26 protein-coding genes and 1 tRNA gene are annotated in these 22,408 nt (G+C 66.2%); 16 read left to right on the top strand and 11 right to left on the bottom strand.

What is annotated here, in order from left to right; genetic code table 11:
- Nucleotides 1-20 precede the first annotated feature (20 nt).
- From POR01S_RS06050 to sutA, 3 genes are all read left to right on the top strand, one after another.
- Nucleotides 21-1,361 carry an ammonium transporter gene (locus POR01S_RS06050; protein ID WP_027597471.1) on the top strand — a complete coding sequence of 447 codons (1,341 nt, stop codon included), beginning with the start codon at nt 21-23 and terminating at the stop codon, nt 1,359-1,361.
- 172 nt (nt 1,362-1,533) lie between these two features.
- On the top strand, nt 1,534-1,953 hold the full coding sequence (locus tag POR01S_RS06045; protein ID WP_007159806.1) for a secondary thiamine-phosphate synthase enzyme YjbQ: 420 nt from the start codon (nt 1,534-1,536) through the stop codon (nt 1,951-1,953).
- A 71-nt stretch (nt 1,954-2,024) separates the two neighbouring features.
- Nucleotides 2,025-2,357 (top strand): dormancy-specific transcriptional regulator SutA, encoded by a 333-nt coding sequence (gene sutA, locus POR01S_RS06040; protein ID WP_007159805.1) that lies wholly within the window; start codon nt 2,025-2,027, stop codon nt 2,355-2,357.
- Between the two features lie 263 nt (nt 2,358-2,620).
- Here sutA and POR01S_RS06035 read toward each other — a convergent pair whose 3' ends face one another.
- On the bottom strand, nt 2,621-2,956 hold the full coding sequence (locus POR01S_RS06035) for a hypothetical protein (protein WP_007159803.1): 336 nt from the start codon (nt 2,954-2,956) through the stop codon (nt 2,621-2,623).
- A 210-nt stretch (nt 2,957-3,166) separates the two neighbouring features.
- On the bottom strand, nt 3,167-3,379 hold the full coding sequence (locus POR01S_RS06030; RefSeq protein ID WP_042134546.1) for a hypothetical protein: 213 nt from the start codon (nt 3,377-3,379) through the stop codon (nt 3,167-3,169).
- Nucleotides 3,380-3,684: 305 nt separating this feature from the next.
- Here POR01S_RS06030 and POR01S_RS06025 point away from each other — a divergent pair, with 305 nt between their 5' ends.
- Nucleotides 3,685-4,023 carry a cupin domain-containing protein gene (locus POR01S_RS06025; RefSeq protein ID WP_042134544.1) on the top strand — a complete coding sequence of 113 codons (339 nt, stop codon included), beginning with the start codon at nt 3,685-3,687 and terminating at the stop codon, nt 4,021-4,023.
- Between the two features lie 187 nt (nt 4,024-4,210).
- Here POR01S_RS06025 and POR01S_RS06020 read toward each other — a convergent pair.
- The 4 genes from POR01S_RS06020 to POR01S_RS06005 form a co-directional block, all read right to left on the bottom strand.
- A tRNA-Phe gene (locus tag POR01S_RS06020) sits at nt 4,211-4,286 on the bottom strand.
- Between the two features lie 86 nt (nt 4,287-4,372).
- Complete coding sequence (locus tag POR01S_RS06015; RefSeq protein ID WP_027597475.1) at nt 4,373-4,645, bottom strand: oxidative damage protection protein; 273 nt, start codon at nt 4,643-4,645, stop codon at nt 4,373-4,375.
- Nucleotides 4,642-5,706 (bottom strand): A/G-specific adenine glycosylase, encoded by a 1,065-nt coding sequence (gene mutY, locus POR01S_RS06010; RefSeq protein WP_027600689.1) that lies wholly within the window; start codon nt 5,704-5,706, stop codon nt 4,642-4,644. Before mutY ends, POR01S_RS06015 begins: the two co-directional genes overlap by 4 nt.
- Nucleotides 5,703-7,928, bottom strand: a complete 2,226-nt coding sequence (locus POR01S_RS06005; RefSeq protein ID WP_042134542.1) for an AsmA family protein — start codon at nt 7,926-7,928, stop codon at nt 5,703-5,705. The genes mutY and POR01S_RS06005 overlap by 4 nt, the downstream gene beginning before the upstream one ends.
- Before the next feature lie 295 nt (nt 7,929-8,223).
- Between POR01S_RS06005 and POR01S_RS06000 the strand changes: the two genes are divergently transcribed.
- The 9 genes from POR01S_RS06000 (at nt 8,224) to POR01S_RS05960 (ending at nt 15,623) form a co-directional block, all read left to right on the top strand.
- Nucleotides 8,224-9,888 (top strand): OFA family MFS transporter, encoded by a 1,665-nt coding sequence (locus POR01S_RS06000; RefSeq protein ID WP_027600691.1) that lies wholly within the window; start codon nt 8,224-8,226, stop codon nt 9,886-9,888.
- Nucleotides 9,889-10,032: 144 nt separating this feature from the next.
- Nucleotides 10,033-10,626, top strand: a complete 594-nt coding sequence (hisB, locus tag POR01S_RS05995; RefSeq protein ID WP_007159790.1) for an imidazoleglycerol-phosphate dehydratase HisB — start codon at nt 10,033-10,035, stop codon at nt 10,624-10,626.
- Nucleotides 10,626-11,264: an imidazole glycerol phosphate synthase subunit HisH gene (hisH, locus tag POR01S_RS05990; RefSeq protein ID WP_042134540.1), complete on the top strand. Its 639-nt coding sequence runs from the start codon at nt 10,626-10,628 to the stop codon at nt 11,262-11,264. The genes hisB and hisH overlap by 1 nt, the downstream gene beginning before the upstream one ends.
- Complete coding sequence (locus tag POR01S_RS05985; RefSeq protein WP_027597480.1) at nt 11,264-11,521, top strand: DUF2164 domain-containing protein; 258 nt, start codon at nt 11,264-11,266, stop codon at nt 11,519-11,521. The genes hisH and POR01S_RS05985 overlap by 1 nt, the downstream gene beginning before the upstream one ends.
- Before the next feature lie 31 nt (nt 11,522-11,552).
- Nucleotides 11,553-12,290 (top strand): 1-(5-phosphoribosyl)-5-[(5-phosphoribosylamino)methylideneamino]imidazole-4-carboxamide isomerase, encoded by a 738-nt coding sequence (hisA, locus tag POR01S_RS05980; RefSeq protein WP_027597481.1) that lies wholly within the window; start codon nt 11,553-11,555, stop codon nt 12,288-12,290.
- A 10-nt stretch (nt 12,291-12,300) separates the two neighbouring features.
- Nucleotides 12,301-13,083: an imidazole glycerol phosphate synthase subunit HisF gene (gene hisF, locus POR01S_RS05975; RefSeq protein ID WP_042134537.1), complete on the top strand. Its 783-nt coding sequence runs from the start codon at nt 12,301-12,303 to the stop codon at nt 13,081-13,083.
- Nucleotides 13,084-13,112: 29 nt separating this feature from the next.
- Complete coding sequence (locus POR01S_RS05970) at nt 13,113-13,874, top strand: substrate-binding periplasmic protein (RefSeq protein ID WP_027600694.1); 762 nt, start codon at nt 13,113-13,115, stop codon at nt 13,872-13,874.
- A 49-nt stretch (nt 13,875-13,923) separates the two neighbouring features.
- Entirely contained in the window at nt 13,924-14,685 is a 762-nt protein-coding gene (locus POR01S_RS05965; protein WP_027597483.1) for a substrate-binding periplasmic protein, read from the top strand.
- A gap of 176 nt (nt 14,686-14,861) precedes the next feature.
- A complete protein-coding gene (locus tag POR01S_RS05960; RefSeq protein WP_027597484.1) occupies nt 14,862-15,623 on the top strand; it encodes a substrate-binding periplasmic protein in 762 nt (253 codons plus the stop codon).
- Between the two features lie 17 nt (nt 15,624-15,640).
- Here POR01S_RS05960 and POR01S_RS05955 read toward each other — a convergent pair whose 3' ends face one another.
- From POR01S_RS05955 to POR01S_RS05940, 4 genes are all read right to left on the bottom strand, one after another.
- Nucleotides 15,641-16,402, bottom strand: a complete 762-nt coding sequence (locus POR01S_RS05955) for a divergent polysaccharide deacetylase family protein (RefSeq protein WP_027597485.1) — start codon at nt 16,400-16,402, stop codon at nt 15,641-15,643.
- Nucleotides 16,399-17,742, bottom strand: coding sequence for a S41 family peptidase (locus POR01S_RS05950; protein WP_027600695.1), 1,344 nt, complete (start codon nt 17,740-17,742; stop codon nt 16,399-16,401). Before POR01S_RS05950 ends, POR01S_RS05955 begins: the two co-directional genes overlap by 4 nt.
- A 29-nt stretch (nt 17,743-17,771) precedes the next feature.
- A complete protein-coding gene (locus tag POR01S_RS05945) occupies nt 17,772-19,055 on the bottom strand; it encodes a murein hydrolase activator EnvC family protein (protein ID WP_027597487.1) in 1,284 nt (427 codons plus the stop codon).
- Nucleotides 19,056-19,188: 133 nt separating this feature from the next.
- Nucleotides 19,189-19,800: an NAD(P)-dependent oxidoreductase gene (locus tag POR01S_RS05940; RefSeq protein ID WP_027597488.1), complete on the bottom strand. Its 612-nt coding sequence runs from the start codon at nt 19,798-19,800 to the stop codon at nt 19,189-19,191.
- Nucleotides 19,801-19,982: 182 nt separating this feature from the next.
- Here POR01S_RS05940 and POR01S_RS05935 point away from each other — a divergent pair, with 182 nt between their 5' ends.
- The 3 genes from POR01S_RS05935 to secB are packed head-to-tail and all read left to right on the top strand — an operon-like array spanning nt 19,983 to nt 21,190.
- Complete coding sequence (locus tag POR01S_RS05935; RefSeq protein WP_007159777.1) at nt 19,983-20,402, top strand: rhodanese-like domain-containing protein; 420 nt, start codon at nt 19,983-19,985, stop codon at nt 20,400-20,402.
- A gap of 41 nt (nt 20,403-20,443) precedes the next feature.
- Nucleotides 20,444-20,698, top strand: a complete 255-nt coding sequence (grxC, locus tag POR01S_RS05930) for a glutaredoxin 3 (RefSeq protein WP_007159776.1) — start codon at nt 20,444-20,446, stop codon at nt 20,696-20,698.
- A 27-nt stretch (nt 20,699-20,725) separates the two neighbouring features.
- Nucleotides 20,726-21,190 carry a protein-export chaperone SecB gene (gene secB / locus POR01S_RS05925; RefSeq protein WP_007159775.1) on the top strand — a complete coding sequence of 155 codons (465 nt, stop codon included), beginning with the start codon at nt 20,726-20,728 and terminating at the stop codon, nt 21,188-21,190.
- 45 nt (nt 21,191-21,235) lie between these two features.
- Here the strand turns inward: secB and rarD are convergent, their stop codons facing one another.
- Nucleotides 21,236-22,123 carry an EamA family transporter RarD gene (rarD, locus tag POR01S_RS05920; RefSeq protein ID WP_042134534.1) on the bottom strand — a complete coding sequence of 296 codons (888 nt, stop codon included), beginning with the start codon at nt 22,121-22,123 and terminating at the stop codon, nt 21,236-21,238.
- Between the last annotated feature and the right edge of the window lie 285 nt (nt 22,124-22,408).

Here is a 22,408-nt window from a genome sequence, read left to right as displayed (position 1 = left end):
GAGCCCCAGGAGAAACAACGATGACTCTGCGCACCTACGCAGGGCTAGGAGCCCTCATGTCTTTCGTAGCGCTGCCGGGCCTGGCCATGGCCCAGGAAGCGGCTGCGGCACCAGCCATCAACAGCGGGGATACGGCCTGGATGCTGGTCTCGACGGCCCTGGTGCTGTTCATGACCATCCCGGGTCTCGCGCTGTTCTACGGCGGCATGGTGCGTGCCAAGAACGTCCTCTCGGTGATGATGCAGTGCTTCGCCATCACCGGTCTCGTCAGCATCCTGTGGATGGTCTACGGCTACAGCCTGGCCTTCGACACCACCGGCATGGAGAAGGGCGTCACCAACTTCAATTCCTTCATCGGCGGTCTGGGCAAGGCCTTCCTGTCCAGCCTGCAGCATGATGCCGTGACCTCGGCTACCGCCCTGTTCCCGGAAAGCGTCTTCGTCACCTTCCAGATGACCTTCGCCATCATCACCCCGGCGCTGATCGTCGGTGCCTTCGCCGAGCGCATGAAGTTCTCCGCCATGCTGGTCTTCACCGGCCTGTGGTTCACCTTCGTCTACGCCCCCATCGCCCACATGGTCTGGAGCGGTGACGGCGGCCTGATGTGGGACTGGGGCGTGCTGGACTTCGCCGGCGGCACCGTGGTGCACATCAACGCCGGTGTGGCCGGTCTGGTCGCGGCCCTGGTCCTGGGCAAGCGCAAGGGCTATCCCACCACTCCCATGGCGCCGCACAACCTGGGCTACACCCTGGTCGGTGCCGCCATGCTGTGGGTCGGCTGGTTCGGCTTCAACGCCGGTTCCGCCGCCGCCGCCAACGGCACCGCCGGCATGGCCATGCTGACCACCCAGATCGCCACCGCAGCTGCCGCCCTGGGCTGGATGTTCGCCGAGTGGATCACCCACGGTAAGCCGAGCGCCCTGGGCATCGCTTCCGGCGTGGTCGCCGGTCTGGTCGCCATCACCCCGGCCGCCGGTACCGCCGGCCCCATGGGCGCCCTGATCATCGGCCTGGCCGCTGGCGTGATCTGCTTCTTCACCGCCACCAGCCTCAAGCGCAAGCTCGGCTACGACGACTCCCTGGACGCCTTTGGCGTGCACGGCATCGGTGGCATCGTCGGCGCCCTGCTGACCGGTGTCTTCGCCGCTCCGTCCCTGGGTGGCTTCGGCACCGTTACCGACATCGGCGCCCAGCTGTTCATCCAGTTCAAGGGCGTGGCCTTCACCATCGTCTACACCGGCATCGTCACCTTCGTGATCCTCAAGGTGCTGGACGTGGTCATGGGTCTGAGAGTCAACGAAGAAGAGGAAACCGTGGGTCTGGACCTCACCCTTCACAACGAGCGTGGCTACAACCTGTAAGCCACCACTCTGGAAAAAGGCGCCGCGAGGCGCCTTTTTCATGTCCGCCATACGGCTGGAACAACCGCCATCCTGCTGTGTCTAGACTGCACGCAAGCGGTGTGCAATCACCGCTTTGCTTTTCCGATCGTCGCGCTAGAATGCGCGCCCAGTCAGTCGGCGGGGGTTGTTCATGTGGCTGCAGCGGAGCTTTTCCCTGCGCGCGCGGGCGCGTGGTTTCCATCTCGTCACCGCTGAGGTGCTGGAGCAGCTGCCCGAGCTTGGCGAGTGCCGGATCGGCCTGCTGCACCTCTGGCTGCAGCACACCTCGGCCTCGCTGACCATCAACGAGAATGCCGATGGGGCGGTACGCCGCGACTTCGAGCGGTTCTTCAACCAGCTGGTGCCCCAGGGACAGGCCGGTTACGAACACGACTATGAAGGGCCGGACGACCTGCCTGCGCATTTCAAGAGCAGTCTGCTCGGCTGCAGCCTGAGTCTGCCGGTCCAGGCGGGTCGCCTGGCCCTGGGAACCTGGCAGGGCATCTACCTGGGCGAGCATCGCGACCAGGGTGGCGCACGGCGACTGATCGCGACGCTGCAGGGCGAATAGCCAGGAATTTTTTTTAGGAGGCCGCGTCAAAACGCGCGGTCCGATTTTGCCAAAGTGTGTGGAGGCGGTTTATGAGCGACGAAGATCTGGAGCAGGACGACCTGGAGACAGGCGCGGAAGAAGAGGGCGATAACGAAGACTTCGCTGCCGCAACCGACGACGCCGAGCAAGAGGAAAGCGGGGACAGCGAAGCGCCCGCGTCCGGGAGCAAGGCCAAGAAGAAGCGTGAAGCCGAGCCCGAGGAATTGCCTTCGGTGGAAGCCAAGCAGCGCGAGCGGGATGCGTTGGAAAAGGCCATGCAGGACTTTCTGGCCCGCGGTGGCAAGGTGCAGGAAATCGACGCCAATGTGGTCGCCGATCCGCCGAAGAAGCCAGACAGCAAATATGGCAGTCGTCCCATCTAGGACCGTGCTATACCGCCTTCGAAACCCCGCCTCGGCGGGGTTTCGTCTATCTGGCGATCACAACAGCGCCATCACCATGATGAAGCCGGTGAAGGCTGCAGCCATGGTCGCAAGGCAAGCCATGCAGATTACATCATCTCTCTCATACATGTTGGCAGCGCCCTAAAGCCTAATGGGTGATGGCATTCTGCTCCTCTGGCAAACATCTCCCTGTGTGGCTCATCGCAAAAGGCCATCATCTCGCCGTCGTGATGCCAAGCAGTTCACCAATGGCGCGGGGGCCCGTAATAGGGACGGGGTTCATAGGCCGGCTGGTAGGGGTAGTAGCCCGGTGGCGCCGGCCGCCAATGGGGCGCGGCATAGCCGGGCTGCGGATAGGGCTGGTAATAGCTGTAGGGATAGCGATCCCTGCGGTAATAGGGGTGGTGCCGGTGATGCCGTCGAAATTCGCCCGCCGGCAGGAATTCGCCGCCCTCGGCGACGGCTGCGGGGCCGCCTGCCCAAGGTTGCCCACGCTCGGGGCCCTCGTAGGCGGCGGCCAGGCCGCTGGCGGTCAGGGTGGCGGTCAACAGCAGAATCAACGACGCTCGCGATGCCATGGTGCTCTCCTCGCGGCGCTCGATGGGCCGCGTCACCATGAAACACCTTTGGCGGTCAGCGGACGTCAGGCCAGGTAAAGGTCTGGTAAGGCCGCCCGTAGGCTCAGGCCCAGTCCAGGCCCTGCATGCCCACGGCGACGATGAGCGCCATGGCCAGCAGGCCGATGCCGCACATCAGGATGGTCAACTCAAGTTGATCCAGACGCCGCTTCATCCCTGCCACCAGTGCCATAGGGTAAAGCCGATCAGCGCCATGACCAGGCTGAGAAACAACCGGTTCAACCAGCGGCTGACGCCACTCAGGAGCCTGAGCCAGAAGGGTGCGGCGGGCTCGACGGCGCGCGGGCCGGGTTGAGCGACGGCGTCCTGGGGGAGAGCGCCGGGCAGAGCGGGAGCGACGAGGGGAAGCGAGGGAATGGGCATGCAGCGAGCGCCTCCGTGCGCCTGGTGCGAAGTCCAGCTGACCACAGCGGTCAGCCAAGGTCGAGCAGCACCCTGGACGGGCTGCCACTGCTGCGATCGATCATCGCCGAAATCCCCTACAGCCGGGAAACGACCTCCTGAAACCGTCGGGCGGATCGCACTCCTGACCGCAAATAGCCGCGGACCCGGTGGCCTGGCCGCGGGCTCCGAGTGCGGAGGAGCCCTGCGCGGCTTGAGCGCCCGTGCGGACCGGTGCAGGCTGGATGACCTCGGCGCCCTGGCGCCAGCCCCGGAGGGAAAACGTCATGAGCAATCTGTTTCGCGACCTGCCCGATGCCTCCGCGACGGAGGTGTTCACGGCCCTGCTGGAGCGGCCCGGCTGTCGTATAGAGCGGATCGTCTCCCAGGGCCAGACGACGCCGGCAGCGGCGCCCTGGCGGCAGGCCCATGAGGAATGGGTGCTGCTGCTGAAGGGCGCCGCGCGGATCGCCCTGGAGGGGCGGGAGGTGGCACTCGAACCGGGCGATACGCTGTTCATCCCGGCTGATGTCGAGCACTGGGTGACCTACACCGATCCCGCGGTCGCCACGGTGTGGCTGGCGATCCATCTCGGTGCGGTGGACGAGGCTTCAGCACCCGCGTGAGCAGGGCGGCACCGAACTCTTCAGGCCAGGCGCCCGCAGCGCGGGTCGTTGCAAAGACGTCCTGATCGGCAGGGAAGGGACGCGCCCGGGGTTTCGACGCGAGCGGGTAGGAATCGCAGGCACAAAAAAACCGGCGCTAGGCCGGTTTCTCTGATTTCCAGATCCCGCAGGATCCGGAAGCTTGTCTTGGTGCCCAGGGACGGAATCGAACCGCCGACACGGGGATTTTCAATCCCCTGCTCTACCAACTGAGCTACCTGGGCAACGGGGCGCATTAAAAGCGTTTCTCGACCTTGTGTCAACAGTGAGCCCAAAAAAATTTAGATTTTTCGGGCGCTTAGCCGTCGACTCAGGCGCTGGGGGGTACGTAGCCCTCGGCCTGGGCGTAGTCTTCACCGGACAGGAACTTGTCCATCTCGGCCTGCAGGAACTTGCGATCCTCGGTGTTCATCATGTTCAGCCGACGCTCGTTGATGAGCATGGTCTGGTGCTTCTGCCACTCTTCCCAGGCCTGCTTGGAGACGTGCTGATAGATGTCTTCGCCCTTGGCGCCAGGATAGGGCGGACGATCGAGGCCAGGCAGCTCCTGCTTGTGCTTGCGGCACATCACGGTGCGGGTCATGCGGGTTCTCCTTTGAGCGCCTGCTCGGCGCGCTTGAGCAGTTTCTGCACCGGGGCGGCAAGGCCCAGGCGCGGCGGGGAGGCGAGGTTATACCAAAGCCAGTCGCCCTCGGCCACGCGGTGCTGGCGGTGGTCCACCTGGACCAGCCAGGGTTCGATGGCCAGCTGGAAGTGACTGAAGGTGTGCACCAGGCCAGGTAGCGCCTGGCGTTCGTCGATGACCAGGCCCTGGCGTTCGGCGAGGGCTTCGAGCTCGGCCACGTCGGCCACCTCCGGCGGCCCCCAGAGACCGCCCCAGAGACCGGTCGAGGGGCGGCGCTGCAGCAGCACGGCGTTGGCGTCGTTGACGAACAGCGGCATCAGCGTCTGCCGCTGGGGCAGCGTCTTGCGCGGCTTGGGCGTGGGAAACTCGGTTTCCTGGCCCAGCAGGTGGGCGCGGCAGCCCGGCTTGACCGGACACAGCAGGCAACTGGGCTTGCTGCGGGTGCAGAGGGTGGCGCCCAGGTCCATCATCGCCTGGGTGTAGGGGCCGACCCGCTCGCGGGGCATCAGCCGGTCGGCCACGTCCCAGAGGCGGCGGGCCACGGCGGGTTCGCCGGGATAGCCGGCGGTGGCGGTGTAGCGGGCCAGGACGCGCTTGACGTTGCCGTCGAGAATCGGCGCGCGGATGCCCATGCTCAGGCTGGCGATGGCGCCGGCGGTGGAGCGACCGATGCCGGGCAGCTCGGCCAGGGCCTCGACGCTACGGGGAAATTCGCCGCCATGGCGCTCGACCACGGTCTTGGCGGCCTTGTGCAGGTTGCGCGCGCGGCTGTAGTAGCCAAGACCGGTCCAGAGGTGCAGGACCTCGTCTTCCGGGGCGGCGGCCAGCGCCTCGACGGTGGGCAGCGCCTGCATGAAGCGATCGAAATAGCCCAGCACGGTGGCGACCTGGGTCTGCTGGAGCATGATCTCCGAGACCCAGACCCGATAGGGCGTCACGGCCTGTTGCCAGGGCAGATCCTTGCGACCGTGCAGGTCGTACCAGGCCAGCACGGCGGTACCAAAGTCGTCATCAGTCATCGACGTTGCAACAGCCCTCGGATGGCGTTCTGGATGTCGGGACTGATCTTATCACCGAGCTTCTCTTCGATTTTTTCGTTCAGACGATTGCCGGCGGCGCGGGCGACGATCTGGCCCATGGCTTCGCGATCCAGGCGACAGGCCTTGGCGCCCAGTTCCAGGGGGCCGCGGCACTGCAGGGGCCACTCGATGTCGGCATAGCGCTCGCCGACCTGGCAACCGGGGTCGGCGGCGGCATTGGTGTCGCCCTGCACGGTGATGCCCAGGCGGTAGTCGAGACCGAGGGTGCGCAGGTCGATGTCGCCCGCGCCCTTTACCGCAAGGCCGGGCACGCTGACGCTGAGGTCCTGGTTGCGGGCCACGCCGTTGACGATGCTGAGGCTGCCGCTCAGTTGGCGGAAGGGGGTGTTCTGGCCGCCATGGGGCAGCTCCAGCGGCTTGCGATTGAGCAGGGCGATGCCCTGGCACAGCTGGCTTTCGACATTGGCGTCGATCAGCTGGCCGTTGCGCAGGGCGAAGCGCGCGGTACCGCCCAGGTTGTCGATCAGGCTGCGCTGGCTGGCGCCCGAACTGCGCAGATCGGCGTCCAGGTCGAGCAGCCCTTCCACCGGCGGCTTCTGGCCCTGGGCCTGGAGGATGCGCTCCACCGGTACGCCCTTGATGCGCTCGCGGGCGGTCAGTTGCGGCTGGACGCCCCGCACGTCGAGGGCGCCCTCGGCTGCGAAGCGCCCGCCGAACAATTCGCCTTCCAGGGCGCTGAGCTGCAACTGGCCATCGGCGGCCCTGGCCTTGAGGCTGGCGCCTTCGAAGGGCAGGCGATTGAGGGTCAGGTGCTGCAGGCCGAGATCGACCTCGGCGTCCAGGCTGCGCAGGCGCTCCACCGGCAGCAGGGTCTCCTGGCTCCAGGCGTGCTGGGTCGGGGCCTCCGGCAGCGGCGAATTGCCCTGGGTGGCGATGGCATCGACCTGGGCGACCTCTTCCTGGCGTGCGCCATTGGCCTGGCGCGCCGCGGCGGCCTTGGCCGGCAGATAGCGATCCAGGTCCAGGCGGTCGCCGCTGAGCTGGACGCGCAGGGCGCGGCGGGCGATGTCGGCTACCGCGACCCGGCCCTTGAGGGTGCTGTCGTCCAGCTGGAAATTGAAATCGTCCAGCGCCAGGGCGTTGCGGCTGGCCTGCACCTGGGCATTCATCTCGAAGCGCTGCAGGGTCTTGGCATCGGCCATGGCCGGCAATTCGACGCCGATACTGTCGAGGAAGGCGCGCAGGTCGAGGCGGGCGATGGAGACGCGCCCGGCCAGCTGCGGATCGCTTTCCAGGCCGGTGAGCTTGAGATCGCCCAGGGCCTTGAGGTCGTTGGCGGTGAGCTTGAGGCTGGTCCACTCGGCGGTCTGGGCGCGGCGGTCGACGGCCAGCTGGCCGCTGGCGGAATAGTTGACCAGCTTGCCGTTGAAGGGCTCGCCGCTGGCGTCGCCGGTCAGCTGGAGGTCATCCAGGGCGTACTGCTGGCTGGCGGGATCGAAGCGGAATTTGCCGTTGAGCAGCACGGTGGCGTTGACCGGCGGCTGGGTGGTGCTGGCGGTGCCGGCCAGCTTGATGGGAATGGACGTGCCGGCGTAGATGGCACCGGTCTCCAGGTCGATGCCGTCGAAGGCATAGCGCGCGCCGTTGCGGGCGTCGCTGTATTCGACCCGCGAATTGCGCACGGTCAGGCTCTCGACATTGAGCTTGAGCGGCTGGCGACCCGCGCTCGGCTCGCCTGGCGCGGAGGCGCCGCCGGAGGTATCGGTAGGCGCGGCGCCCGTGTCCGCCTTGGGTGCCGGGCGGCCGATCTCGGCCCAGTTGGTGCGGCCCTGCTCATCGCGACTGGCGGTGAGGTCCAGGCCGTCGATCTTGATGTCGCTCATCTCCAGGTCGCGCCGCAGCAGCAGCGGCAGCAGGCGGACCGAGAGGATCAGCCGCTGCACCTGGGCCAACTGGCGATCCGGGGTGGCGGCGCTGGCCAGGGTGGCGTCGTGCAGTTCGACGCCCAGCCAGGGAAACAGACTCCAGCCGATGTCGCCCTTGAGTTGCAGGTCGACGTTGGCCTTGTCGCGCGCCAGTTGGCGGATCTCGTCCTTGTAGTCGTTGGGATCGACCAGGTGGGTGAGGGCGAAGCCTACGGCGACCAGCAGGAGCAGCAGGCCGACGAGGACGATACCCAGCACTTTGGCGAAAGCTTTCATGAAGAGGAAATTCCTGTTCCGGCGGGCGATGGCGCGACTGGCCAGTATAGGGGCTCGGCCGGCCCCGATGACATCGAGGTGTCGGCGCTGTGACAGCAGTGGTACTCGCCCGTTTCGTCGGATGACTGATGCCGCCCGTACCCTGGTAAATCAGCAGGGCTGGCAGTTGGCCAGGGTGCGCTTTAATGTCGCGCACCTCTGGTCGGTTGGCGCCGTTTCTTTGACTCGTTTAAGGGGAAGCGTGCAGGGAATGTCCACCGGCCTGGACGCTATACACTAGAAAAGGGCTGAACCCATGAGCACTACTCTCACTGCTGGCGGTGTCGCTTCGGCACGTCCGGCTTTCCTTTCCAAGGAGCGCATCGTCGCCCGGCCCGGTTTCAACCGCTGGCTGGTCCCGCCGGCCGCCCTGGCCATCCACCTGTGCATCGGCATGGCCTACGGCTTCTCGGTCTTCTGGCTGCCGCTGTCCAAGGCGATCGGCATCACCGCCGCCGTGGCCTGCCCGGTCGAGATGGGCTTCTTCGAGCAGATCTTCAGTGCCACCTGTGACTGGAAGATCTCGCAGCTCGGCTGGATCTACACCCTGTTCTTCATCTTCCTCGGCTGCTCCGCCGCCCTGTTCGGTGGCTGGCTGGAACACGCCGGTCCGCGCAAGGCCGGGGTCGTCTCGGCCCTGTGCTGGTGCGGTGGTCTGCTGATCTCCGCCCTGGGCATCTATACCCACCAGATCTGGATGCTGTGGCTGGGTTCGGGCGTGATCGGCGGTATCGGTCTGGGCCTGGGCTACATCTCGCCGGTGTCGACCCTGATCAAGTGGTTCCCGGACAAGCGCGGCATGGCCACCGGCATGGCCATCATGGGCTTCGGTGGCGGCGCCATGGTGGGTGCCCCCCTGGCCGACCTGCTGATGCGCCACTTCGCCTCGGCGACCGAGGTCGGCGTCTGGCAGGCCTTCCTGGTCATGGCGGTGGTCTACTTCGTGTTCATGATGAGCGGTGCCCTGGGCTATCGCGTACCGCCGACCGGCTGGAAACCCGCCGGCTGGACGCCTTCGACCAAGAAGGCGCAGAACGCCATGATCACCAATCGCCACGTCCACGTGAGCAAGATCTGGGGCATCCCGCAGTTCTGGCTGGTCTGGGCCGTGCTCTGCCTGAACGTGACCGCCGGCATCGGCATCCTCGGCATGGCGTCGCCGCTGCTGCAGGAAGTCTTCGGTGGTCGTCTGCTGGGCAACGGCCTGGCCTACGGTGAACTCAGCGCCGATCAGCTCAAGCAGATCGCCGCCATCGCCGCCGGCTTCACCGGTCTGCTGAGCCTGTTCAACATCGGCGGTCGCTTCTTCTGGGCATCCTTCTCCGATTACATCGGCCGCAAGATGACCTACTTCGTCTTCTTCACCCTGGGTTTCGTGCTCTATGCCATCGTGCCCTGGACCGGTCACCTGGGCAGCGTGGCGCTGTTCGTCTTCGCCTTCTGCCTGATCCTGTCCATGTACGGCGGTGGTTTCGCCACCGTGCCGGCCTACCTCGCCGACCTGTTCGGTACTCAGATGGTCGGCGCCATCCACGGTCGCCTGCTTACCGCCTGGGCCGCCGCCGGCGTCTTCGGTCCGGTGCTGGTCAACTACCTGCGCGAGTATCAGCTGAGCATGGGCATCCCCCGCGCCCAGGTGTACGACATCACCCTGTACATCCTGGCCGGTCTGCTGGTGCTGGGCTTCATCTGCAACCTGATGGTGCGTCCGGTGGCCGACAAGCACTTCATGACCGAGGCCGAACTCGCCGTCGAGCGCGCCAATGGCCACGACAGCAACGCCGGCAGCGCCCAGGTGCTGGAGTGGAGCGCCGATCCCAAGACCAAGCCGCTGGCCATCGCCGCCTGGCTGGCCGTGGGCATCCCGCTGGCCTGGGGCATCTGGATCACCCTGCAAAAGACCGCCGCCCTGTTCAGCTGAGTCACAGCCGAACCGGACGGTAACGGGGCGTCCCCACGCGGGCGCCCCTCGCGGTGGGACGCCTCGTCCCGCCGCGCTTTCGATCCAGCCCCCGCGCCCCTATAATATCGGCCCTTTCGCCCACCGATTTTCGCGGAGCAGGCTATGGCCGAACGCAAGGCAACCGTCGAGCGCAACACCCTGGAGACCCAGGTCAAGGTATCCCTGGATCTGGACGGCACGGGCGCAGCGCGCTTCGACACCGGGGTCCCCTTCCTCGAGCACATGCTCGACCAGATCGCCCGCCACGGGCTGATCGACCTCGATATCCACTGCCGCGGCGACCTGCACATCGACGACCACCACACGGTGGAAGACATCGGCATCACCCTCGGCCAGGCCTTCGCCAAGGCGGTCGGCGACAAGAAGGGCATCCAGCGCTATGGCCATGCCTATGTGCCCCTGGACGAAGCCCTGTCGCGGGTGGTGATCGACTTTTCCGGCCGCCCCGGGCTGCACTGGAACGTGCCCTTCACCCGCGCCACCGTGGGGCGCATGGACGTCGATCTGTTCCTCGAATTCTTCCAGGGCTTCACCAATCACGCCCAGGTGACCCTGCACGTCGACAACCTGCGCGGCGTCAACAGCCACCACCAGATCGAAACCGTGTTCAAGGCCTTTGGCCGCGCCCTGCGCATGGCCCTTGCCGAAGATCCGCGCATGGCCGGCGTCATGCCCTCCACCAAGGGGTGCCTGTGATGCAGACGGTAGCCGTCATCGACTATGGCATGGGCAACCTGCACTCCGTGGCCAAGGCCCTGGAGCATGCCGGTAGCCACCAGGTACTGGTGACCGGCGATCCCGCGGTGATCCGCGAGGCGGACCGCATCGTCCTGCCCGGCGTCGGCGCCATCCGCGACTGCATGGCCGAGATCCGCCGCCAGGGCATCGATGAGCTGGTCCGTGAAGTCAGCCAGGACCGCCCCTTCCTCGGCGTCTGCGTCGGCATGCAGGCGCTGATGCAGCGCAGCGAAGAGAACGGCGGCGTGGATTGCATCGGCCTGTTCCCCGGCGCCGTACGGCGTTTCCCGGGCGGCATGCAGGAAGAGGGCGAGACCCTCAAGGTGCCGCACATGGGCTGGAACGAGGTCAGCCATGTGCTCGACCATCCGCTCTGGCACGGCATCCCCGATCGCGCCCGCTTCTATTTCGTGCACAGCTTCTATGTCGAGGCCGGCAATCCGCGCCAGGTGGTCGGGCGCGGCCACTATGGCCTGGATTTCGCCGCGGTGCTGGCCGACGGCTCGCGCTTCGCCACCCAGTTCCACCCCGAGAAGAGCGCCGACTGCGGCCTGCAGCTCTATGCCAACTTCCTCGCCTGGGACGGCCGCTGGTAATGGCGCGCAAGCCGCCCGCGCCGCTGGTGACGCTTGAACCCGAGCAGAGCCAGCGCCTGGTCACGGCCTTGCAGACCCTGCTGGACGACCGCTTCGAGGTCTGCCTGGGGCGGTTCGAAGTCGAGGAGCTGCTGGATTTCTTCGCCCGCGAGTGCGGGCCGCTGTACTACAACAAGGCGGTTGCCGACGTGCAGACCCTGCTCAGGGAGCGTGTCGACAGCCTGGAAAGCGACATCTGGGCGCTGGAAAAGCCCTAGATCGCCCTCACCCCCGAGCCAAGGTATTGCCATGCTGATCATCCCCGCCATCGACCTCAAGGACGGTGCCTGCGTCCGCCTGCGCCAGGGGCGCATGGAAGATTCCACCGTGTTCTCCGACGATCCCGTGGCCATGGCCGCCCAGTGGGTCGACGGTGGCTGCCGCCGGCTGCACCTGGTGGATCTCAACGGCGCCTTCGAAGGCCAGCCGGTCAATGGCGAGGTGGTGACCGCCATCGCCAAGCGCTATCCCGGCCTGCCGATCCAGATCGGCGGCGGCATCCGCTCGCTGGAGACCATCGAGCACTATGTCCGCGCCGGCGTCAGCTACGTGATCATCGGCACCAAGGCGGTCAAGCAGCCGGAATTCGTCGCTGAAGCCTGCCGCGCCTTCCCCGGCAAGGTCATCGTCGGCCTGGACGCCAAGGACGGCTTCGTTGCCACCGACGGCTGGGCCGAGGTCAGCGAATTGCAGGTCACCGACCTGGCCCGCCGCTTCGAAGCCGACGGCGTCAGCGCCATCGTCTACACCGACATCGCCCGCGACGGCATGATGCAGGGCTGCAACGTGCCGGCCACCCGCGCCCTGGCCGAAGCCACCAGCATCCCGGTGATCGCCTCCGGCGGCATCCACAACCTGGGTGACATCCAGAACCTGCTCGACGCCCGCAGCCCGGGCATCATCGGCGCCATCACCGGTCGGGCGATCTACGAGGGCACCCTCGACGTCGCCGAGGCCCAGGCGCTGTGCGACAACTTCAAGGTCTGAGGACTCAGTCATGGCGCTGGCGAAACGCATCATCCCCTGCCTGGACGTGGACAATGGCCGCGTGGTCAAGGGCGTCAAGTTCGAGAACATCCGCGATGCCGGTGATCCGGTGGAGATCGCCCGCCGCTACAACGAGCAGGGCGCCGACGAGATCACCTTTCTCGACATCACCGCCAGCCACCAGGGTCGTGATACCACCCTGCACACCGTGGAGCGCATGGCCAGCCAGGTGTTCATCCCGCTGACCGTGGGCGGCGGCGTGCGCACCGTGCAGGACATCCGCAACCTGCTCAATGCCGGCGCCGACAAGGTGTCGATCAACACCGCGGCGGTCTTCACCCCGGAGTTCGTCGGTGAAGCCGCGGCGCGCTTCGGTTCCCAGTGCATCGTGGTGGCCATCGACGCCAAGCGCGTCAGCGGCCCCGGCGAAACCCCGCGCTGGGAGATCTTCACCCATGGCGGACGCAAGCCCACCGGCCTCGACGCCGTGGCCTGGGCGCAGAAGATGGAAGGCCTGGGCGCCGGCGAGATCCTGCTCACCAGCATGGACCAGGACGGCATGAAGAGCGGCTTCGACCTGGGCGTAACCCGCGCCGTCAGCGAGGCGGTGGGCATCCCGGTGATCGCCTCCGGCGGCGTCGGCAATCTGCAGCACCTGGCCGACGGCATCCTCGAAGGCAAGGCCTCTGCGGTGCTGGCGGCGAGCATCTTCCATTTCGGCGAATGCACCATTCCCGAGGCTAAACGGTACCTGGCCGAAAAAGGGATTGTGATACGCTCCACAAAATCTTAAGCACCGGCGGTGCCGGCAGGGAGAGGGGCGTGCGCAAGGGAATCTGGGCCTGCTTGGCCGGTTTGCTGCTGGTATCGACGACTGCGGTCAGGGCGGAGCTACCGGCGGGTTATCAGCTGACGCTGCTGACGGAAAACTTCCCGCCCTACAACTTCTCCGTGGATGGCAAGAACTTCGCCCGCGAGGGCGAGCTCAAGGGCATCGCCGTCGACATGGTCCGCGAGATGTGCCAGCGCGCCGGCATCTCCTACAACCTCACCCTGAGATTTCCCTGGGAGCGGATCTACGGCATGGCCCTGGATCAACCCGACCACGGGGTCTTCGTCACCGCCCGGCTGCCCGAGCGCGAGGGGCTGTTCAAGTGGGTCGGCCCCATCGGCCCGGACGACTGGGTGCTGCTCGGGCGCGCCGACAGCCACCTGCAGCTGCGCAGCCTGGACGACGTCCGCAAGCAGCAGCTCAAGATCGGCGCCTACAAGGGTGACGCCATCGCCGAGAGTCTCGCCCAGCAGGGCTTCCAGCCGGATCTCGCGCTGCGCGATCAGGAAAACGTACAGCGCCTGGTCAAGGGACAGATCGATGTCTGGGCCACCGGTGACCCCGCCGGCCGCTACCTGGCCCGCCAGGAAGACGTGACCGGACTCAAGATGCTGCTGCGCTTCAACAGCGGCGAGCTGTTCCTGGCGCTGAACAAGCAGACCCCCGACGAGGTGGTACAGAAGCTGCAAAAGGCCCTCGACGAGATGCGCCAGAGCGGCGCGGTTCAGACCATTTTCAATCGTTATCTGTGATCCCGGCGGGCCGAGCGATCGGCGCGGACGGTCGCCTGAGGAGAGAGCTATGCGCAAGTCCTGGTTGGCCATCGCCGCCGTACTGTTGAGTTGCACCCTGGGCCTGGGGACGGCCCGGGCGGAATTGCCAGCGGGCTATCGCGTGGTGCTGCTGACCGAGAACTTCCCGCCCTTCAACATGGCGGTGGACGACAAGAATTTCGCGCGTGACGATGCCATCGACGGCATCAGCGCCGATCTGGTGCGCGAAATGTTCAAGCGCGCCGGGATCGACTACAACCTCTCGCTGCGCTTTCCCTGGGATCGCATCTACAACCTGACCCTGGAGAGCCCCAACTACGCGCTGTTCTCCGTGTCGCGCACCGAATCGAGGCTGCCGCTGTTCAAGTGGGTCGGGCCGCTGGGCAAGACCCGCAAGGTGTTCATGGCGCTGTCCGGCAGCACCCTCAAGGTGCCGGACCTGGCCACGGCGGCCCGGCTGCGCGTCGGTGCCTACAAGAATTCCGCGGTGAGCCTGATGATCCAGGAGAAGGGCATCGTTCCCATCGATGCCCTGCGTGATCAGGAGAACATCGCCAAGTTGCAGAAGGGCGAGATCGACGTCTGGGCCACCACCGACGTGGTCGCCCGCTACCTGGCCAAGCAGCAGGGCGTCAGCAATCTGCAGACCCTGCTCAGCTTCCAGGAATCCGACCTCTACCTGGCCTTGAACAAGGACACCCCCGACGAGGTGGTGACCCGCCTGCAGCAGGCCCTGGATGCCATGCGCCAGGAAGGTCTGGTCGACAGCATCACCAACAACTATCTCTAGTGCGCCGCCTGGCGGTGGGCGTGGACGCGAGGAATTCCAGATCGGCCAGGCGGCCAGACCGGGATCGACGCAAGACTGACGACCGCGGCGCAGCCAGCGGCAGTGAGCACTGAATGTTGTAAAGGGATATTCGACGAAACCTCGGAAATGCGGCCGTGCGTCGCCAGGGAGTTGCAATGCAAAAGCTGTGGTTGCGTCTTGCAGGTGTAGTCTTGGGTTGCACCCTGGGTCTGACCCAGGCCCGGGCCGAGTTGCCGGATTACTACCAGGTCGTGCTCCTGACCGAGAATTATCCTCCCTTCAACATGTCGGTCGATGACAAGAACTTCGCCCGCGATGACGCCATCGACGGTATCGCCACCGATATCGTCCGCGAGATGTTCAAGCGGGCCGGCATCAAGTACAGCCTCTCGCTGCGCTTCCCCTGGGATCGCATCTATCGGCTGACCCAGGAAACGCCCAACTACGGACTCTTCTCCGTGGCCTACACAGAGGCGCGCAAGGATCAGTTCAAGTGGGTGGGCCCTTTCGGCCGTTCGAGCTGGACCCTGCAGGCGCTGCCTGGCAGCAAGCTGGACGTCAAGACGCTCAAGGACGCCGCCCGCTATCGCATCGGTACCTATCGCAACGATGTGATCAGCAAGACGCTGACCGCCCAGGGCATTCCGGTCATCGACGCCCTGCGCGATCAGGAGAACGTCGACAAACTGGTGAAAGGCCAGATCGACATCTGGGCTACCGCCGATCCTGTCGGCCGCTATCTCGCCAAGCAGCAGGGGGTGACCGGCTTGCAGACGCTGCTGCGCTTCAACGAGGTGGATCAGTATCTGGCGTTGAACAAGGACACCCCTGACGAGGTGGTGATACGCCTCAGGGCGGCGCTGGAGCAGATGCGCAAGGAAGGAGTGATCGACAGCATCACCAACAACTACCTCTGACCCCTGGAGGCCGCTCGCTAGCGATAGCGACCGGCGCGACCGTGCCCGGGCATGGCCTGGTTGGCCCGCAGGGCGATCATCTGCGGCAGGTCGATGACCTCCACGCCCTGGGCCTTGAGCAGCGGCAACTGCTGGGCCAGCACCGCCAGGGTCGCCGGGTGCGGATGGCCGATCAGCACCGCGCTGCCCTGGCGCTGGGCCAGGCGCACGCCTTCGGCCAGCTGGGCCGCCACCGCCGCCGGGGTGGCGTCGTTGTCGAGAAAGACATCGCGCGAGACGCTGGCCAGGCCGATCTTCTGGGCTTCCGCCGCGGCCACGGTGGCCGCGCTGGTGCGGCTGTCGAGAAACAGCAGGTGACGCTCCTGCAGGACCTGCATCAACTCGGCCATGGCGGGGCGGTCCGCGGTCATGCGACTACCTTCATGATTGTTCACCCCATCCGCCTCGGGTACCCGTTCCAGCGCCCGGTCCAGGCGTTGCAGGCGCTCGGCCGAGGACATCTCCGGATGCCAGGCATAGGGACCGCCGGCCGGGTCCATGGGCAGGTGCAGCAGCACGGTGCGTCCGGCGCGGTGGGCCACGGTGGCCAGTTCGGCGGCGTAGCGGGTCTCGGGGATGATCGCCAGGACCACCGGCGCGGGCAGGGCCAGGACCTGCCGATCCCGCGCCGGATTCTGCCCGAGGTCGTCGATGACGATGGTCAGCTGCGCGGTGGCGGCCTGGGCGAGGGTGCCGACCAGGGCGAGCGCCCCGGCCAGTAGCCAGCGTCCCGCCCTCACGGGGTATGGGTGACGTTGAGTCCCTTGAGCAGCGACAGCGCCTGGGAGAGCTGGAAGTCGTCATCCTGCGGCCGCGGACTCTGGTTGGGCGCCTTGCTGCCGGTGGGCCGATCGGCGCCGCCATTGCCATTGCCCAGGTGACCGGCCAGATCGGCTTCGCGGAAGTATTCGTCGCCGCCGCTCTGCGGGGTGACCTTGGCCGGCGCCACGGCGATGTCGGGGGTGATGCCCTGGGCCTGGATGGAGCGCCCGCTCGGCGTGTAGTAGAGCGCCGTGGTGAGCTTGAGCGCGCGGTCGTTGTTGAGCGGCAGCACCGTCTGCACCGAACCCTTGCCGAAGCTGTCGGTGCCCATGAGGATGCCGCGCTTGGAATCCTGCAGGGCACCGGCGACGATTTCCGCGGCCGAGGCGCTGCCGCCATTGATCAGCACCACCAGGGGCACCTTCTCGCTGGGATCGGCGGCATCGGCCGAGAAGCGCAGTTCGGAGTTGGGCAGGCGGCCCTTGGTGTAGACGATCAGACCGTGAGTCATGAAGGCATCGGCCACCTCGACCGCCGACTGCAGGACCCCGCCCGGGTTGTTTCTCAGGTCGAGGATCAGGCCCTTGAGCTTGCCCTTGTTCTCCTGACGCAGCTTGCCGAGCGCCTTGACCGTCTCTTCGCCGGTATTGACCTGGAACTGCGAGATGCGCAGCAGGCCGTAGCCGGATTCGAGCAGCTGGCTCTTGACGCTGTTGACCTTGATCACCGCCCGCGCCAGCTTGACGTCGAACGGCTGGCCGCCACCGCGGACGATGGTCAGCACGATGGGGCTGCCCGGCTTGCCGCGCATCTTGTCGACGGCTTCGTTGATGGCCTGGCCCTTGGTGGGCTGGCCGTCGATCTTGACGATCAGGTCGCCCGGCTGCAGGCGCGCCTTGGCCGCCGGGGTGTCGTCGATGGGCGAGACCACCTTGATGAAGCCGTTCTCCTGGCCGACTTCCAGGCCCAGGCCGCCGAATTCACCGCTGGTGGTTTCCTGCAGTTCGGCGAAGTCCTTGGGTTCCAGATAGGCGGAATGCGGATCCAGGTTGCTGAGCATGCCCTTGATGGCGTTCTCCAGCAGGACCTTGTCCGACACCGGCTCCACATAGGCGGCCTTGATGCGGTCGAACACCTCGGCGAAGGTGCGCAGCTCGTCCAGCGGCAGCGGAGCACTGGCCGGTGCCGCGGGCGCGGCGCCCGGTGCGACCGGCGTCACCGCAGCCGGCGTGCTCTGCGACGATTGCGCCTGGACGACTCCGACGCCGCTGAACAGCAGGGCGAGGACCAGGACGGTGGGACGAAAGCGATGCGGCATGTGCAGCTCCTAAACCGAGGTGTGTCGCACTATCCCTGAGCACGGCACCAGATGACCGGGTCCGTCGGGCGGCCCTGTTGGCGGATGGCGAAGTACAAGGCGGAGGCTTCCTGACCGCCGCTGGCGCCGACGGTCGCGATGGCATCCCCGGCCTTGACCACGTCACCCGCAGACTTGAGCAGGCTCTGATTATGTCCGTACAGGCTGAGATAGCCATTCCCATGATCGATGATAACCAGTTGGCCAGCGCCTCTTAGCCAGTCGGCGAAGACCACCCGGCCGTCGTGCACCGCCTTGACCCGGGTACCGGCCCCGGCTGCGATCAGGACGCCGTCCCATTTCGCGCGGGGGTCGTCGCCGCGGGCACTGCCGAAACGCGCCACCAGACGGCCATCGACCGGCCAGGGCAGCTTGCCGCGGGCATTGGCGAAGGCGCCGCCATAGGCAGGTGCTGCACTAGACACCGCCAGTTCCGGGGCGTTCGAGGGGCGCGGGGCTTTCGGCTCGCTTTGCGCCTGGCGCCGTGCCGCTTCCCGTGCTTCGGCGGCGCGGGCTTCGGCCAGTTGCCGCTGACGGGCTTCCTCCGCTTCGCGGGCCTGGCGCGCGAGGGTTTCCTCGATGGTCTTGAGCACCTTGTTCAGCGCGGCCTGATCCTGCTCGCGGTTCTCGATCTCGCGACTCTTGTCGCGGTAGTCCGCGTTGATCTTGGCCAGCGCCGCCTGGCGCTCCTTGCGCACCTCGGCCAGCTCCGCCTGACGCTTTTCCAGGTCTTCGCGACGGGCGACCAGGTCGCCCTGTTCCTGCTGGATGCCCTGTTCCACCTCGCGGATCTCGCGCAGGGTATCGTTGAAGGTGGCGAGCTGATCCAGCCGGGTACGATTCAGGTAGTTGTAGTAGGTGAGGGTGCGGCTGACCTTTTCCGGATGCTCCTGATTGAGCAGCAGCTTGAGGTATTCCTGACGGCCGCTCTGGTAGGCGGCGCGCACCTGCACGGCGATCAGCTGTTGTTGCTCAGCGCGAGACTGGTCGAGCTTCTTCTTGCGCCCGTCCAGCTCTTGCAGCTTTTTTTCGCCGTTCTCCAGCTGCTTCTGCAGCGAGTCCACCTGCTTTTCCAGCTCGCCCATCTGGGTCTCGGTGCCCTGCAGCTGCTTCTGCACGCCGGACTTCTCGGCCTGCACCTGCTTGAGGACCTTCTGCATCTCCTGGATTTCCCGGCGGGTCTGCTCGATCTGCCGCTGGGTATCGGCGCGATCGTCGGCCAGGGCGGGAGCGAGAACGCTGGCAAGCAGGAGAAGGGCGAGAACACGGCGCATGCGAGGTCGTACGTTTCTAGGGCGAAGCGCCTAGTATGCCCGTCACATCCGGCAAAAAAAACGGCAAGGCACGCCGTTCAGCGTTCACGGCCCGACCAGGCGGCCAGGCTGCGAACGAGGGGGCATTTCCGTTTCAGTAGCCGACGGTGAAGCGGGTACGGTGATGAACGGGACGTTCGACCTCGTCGAGCAGGGCCACGGCGAAGTCTTCGTAGGAGATGTGGCTGTCCCCGGCCGCATCGAACAGCAGGGTATCGTCGCCCAGGCGGAAGCGGCCCGTGCGGGTGCCCGGGGCGAAGACCATCTGCGGACTGACGAAGACCCAGTCGAGGTCGCTGACCCCGCGCAGGGCGTCCAGGGTAGCGATACCGGCCCCGGCTTCGCTGCGGTATTCCGCGGGAAAGGCAGGCGCATCGAACAGTCGCGAGCCGTCCGGCAGCTTCAGGCTGGCGGCGCCGCCAACGATCAGCAGGCGCGGGATGCCAGTGGCTCTGGCGAAGTCGATCAGCGTATCCGGTGCGATGTCGGCGAATCTCAGGCTGCTGACCAGCACGTCATGGCCGGACAGCGCCTTGGCCGCCTGCGGATCCTTGACGTCTCCGGCAACCACGTTCAGGTCGGCACGGGACGCCAGGCGCGCGGGTTCCCGCACCAGGGCGGTGACCCGGTGGCCACGGGAGAGGGCTTCATCGAGCAAGCGACTGCCGACGTTACCGGTGGCGCCGAGCAGGGCGATGGAGGTCATGGCTGGATTCCTCGGAAATGAAGGGAAGCCAAGCCTAGGCAGAGCGACGGAAGCCGCCAAGGAGGCAGTTCGGGATGAGCTGGTTACCTGCGGATAACCCGGGGGCGGCGAGGGTATGGCGCCATCGGGGGGCTGTGTATACTGGCCAGCATTTTTAGCCCTCCTTGGATAGTTCTTTCATTATGGAATTTCTCGGTCGGGTGGTCGAATTCGCCACCCATCATCCGCTGCTCGTCGCCGCCTTCCTCGCCATCGTCGCCCTGATGCTGTTCAACGAGACCCGTCGGGGCGGGCGCAGCCTGTCCACTGGCGAACTCACCAATCTGGTCAATCGCGAAGAGGGCGTGGTGCTCGACATCCGCCCGAGCAAGGACTTCGCCGCCGGGCATATCGTCGGCGCGTTGAACATCGCCCAGGAGAAAGTCGCCAGCAGCCTGTCTCTACTGGAGAAGCACAAGGCCAAGACCCTGATCGTGGTGGACAGCGCCGGCCAGCAGGCCGGCGCCGTGTGCGGCGATCTGCAGAAGGCCGGCTTCACCGCCGCTCGGCTGAACGGCGGCATCGCCACCTGGCGTGCAGAGAATCTGCCCCTGGTGAAGTGAACCCCTAGCGTGGCCGCCTCATCGGCCACTGGAGACCGCGCATGTCTGACGTCGTCATCTATACCAGTGCCTGGTGTCCCTATTGCCATCGTGCCAAGCACCTGCTCGATCGCAAGAACGTGGCCTACCGGGAAGTCTCCGTCGACGGCCAGCCGGCGCTGCGCAGCGAGATGGCCCGCAAGGCCGGTCGCACCAGCGTGCCGCAGATCTGGGTCGGCAGCACCCACGTCGGCGGTTGCGACGATCTCTATGCCCTAGACCGAAGCGGACGTCTCGATCCGCTGCTGTCCGCCTGACCAACACTCATCACTCAAGGCCCTACCATGACCGACCAAGCCAATGGCGCCCAGGAAGACGGCGCTCAGTTCTCCCTGCAACGCATCTACATCCGCGACCTGTCCTTCGAAGCGCCCAAGAGCCCCGAGATCTTCCGTCAGGACTGGCAGCCCAACGTCAACCTGGACCTGGCCACCCGCCAGAAGACCCTGGGCGACGACTTCCACGAAGTGGTGCTGACCCTGACCGTGACCGTCAAGAACAACGAAGAGACCGCCTTCATCGCTGAAGTGCAGCAGGGTGGCATCTTCCTGATCAAGGGCCTGGACGCCGCCTCCATGGCCCATGCCCTGGGCGCCTTCTGCCCCAACATCCTGTTCCCCTACGCCCGTGAAGCGCTGGACAACATGGTGGTGCGTGGCTCCTTCCCCGCGCTGATGCTGCAGCCGGTGAACTTCGACGCCCTCTACGCCCAGGAACTGGCGCGCATGCAGACCGCCGGCGAAGCCTGATCGGCGCCGCAGCGGTGACGAACGCCCCTTGCGAGGGGCGTTCTGCTATCCGGCCTTCAGCTTGCGACTGGCGCGCCAGAGATCGAAGCTGAACACGGCAAGGCCCGTCCAGATGCAGATGAAGGCGAACAGCCGCTCGCGGGGGAAGGGTTCGTCGTAGAGCCAGACCGCCTGGATCAGCACCAGGGTCGGCGCCAGGTACTGCAGGAAGCCCAGGGTCGAATAGGGCAGCTTGCGCGCCGCGGCGTTGAAGCACAGCAACGGGATCAGGGTGACCGGCCCGGCCAGCACGATCAGCAGGCCCAGCGAGGATTGCCAGGTCTCCGCCTGCAGACTCACCCCCGGGGTCAGCAGCGGCAGCGCGACCAGGGCGATCGGCACCAGCATCCAGCTCTCCACCACCATGCCCGGCAGCGCGGCTACCGGCGTCTGCCGCCGCACCAGGCCATAGAAGGCGAAAGTCAGCGCCAGCGCTAGGGAGACCCAAGGCAGTTGCCCCAGGGTCCACAGTTGCTGGGCGACGCCCAGCACCGCCAGGCCCACGGCGATCCACTGCAGCGGCCGCAGGCGTTCACCGAGGATCACCAGGGCGAGCAGGATGTTGACCAGCGGATTGATGTAGTAGCCCAGGCTGGCCTCGACCACATGGGCGTTGTTGACCGCCCAGATGTAGACCAGCCAGTTGCAGGCCACCAGGGCGCCGGACAGCGCCAGCCAGAGCAGCCGTCGCGGGTGGGCGCGCAACTCCGCCCACCAGCCGCGATGGCGCCAGACCAGCAGCAGCAAGGCGCTGAACAGGGCGGACCAGAGGATGCGCTGGAACAGGATTTCGGTCGCCGGCAGGGCCGCCAGCAGCTTGAAGAACAGCGGAAACAAGCCCCACAGCCCATAGGCGGTGAGGCCCAGGGCATAACCCTGGCGCAAGGCAGACATGAGAGGTCCTTAGGCAGGCAACGTTCTTGTCCGGGCAGGATAGCCTAAGGGGCGGTGTGATGTGGGAGTGACGACAGCAAGCGTTTGCCTGCTGCGCCACTGCGCTATCGCGGCCATGGCGGCCCGCCGATGCGGCCGCTCCAACAGGTTTGATGTAACCGTAGGAGCGGCCCATGGCCGCGATCAGTGCTGTAGCGTGGAAAACGGCACGGTCTTTTGCACTGAAGAGCTCATCGCGGGTCCTACCCTCACCCCCGCCCTCTCCCAGAGGGAGAGGGGGTATCC

This window comes from Pseudomonas oryzihabitans NBRC 102199, from assembly GCF_000730625.1.
GTDB classification, from domain to species: Bacteria; Pseudomonadota; Gammaproteobacteria; order Pseudomonadales; family Pseudomonadaceae; genus Chryseomonas; species Chryseomonas oryzihabitans.
The sequence above is the reverse complement of the archived record's forward strand: the minus strand, read 5'-3'. Positions and strand labels throughout refer to the sequence as shown.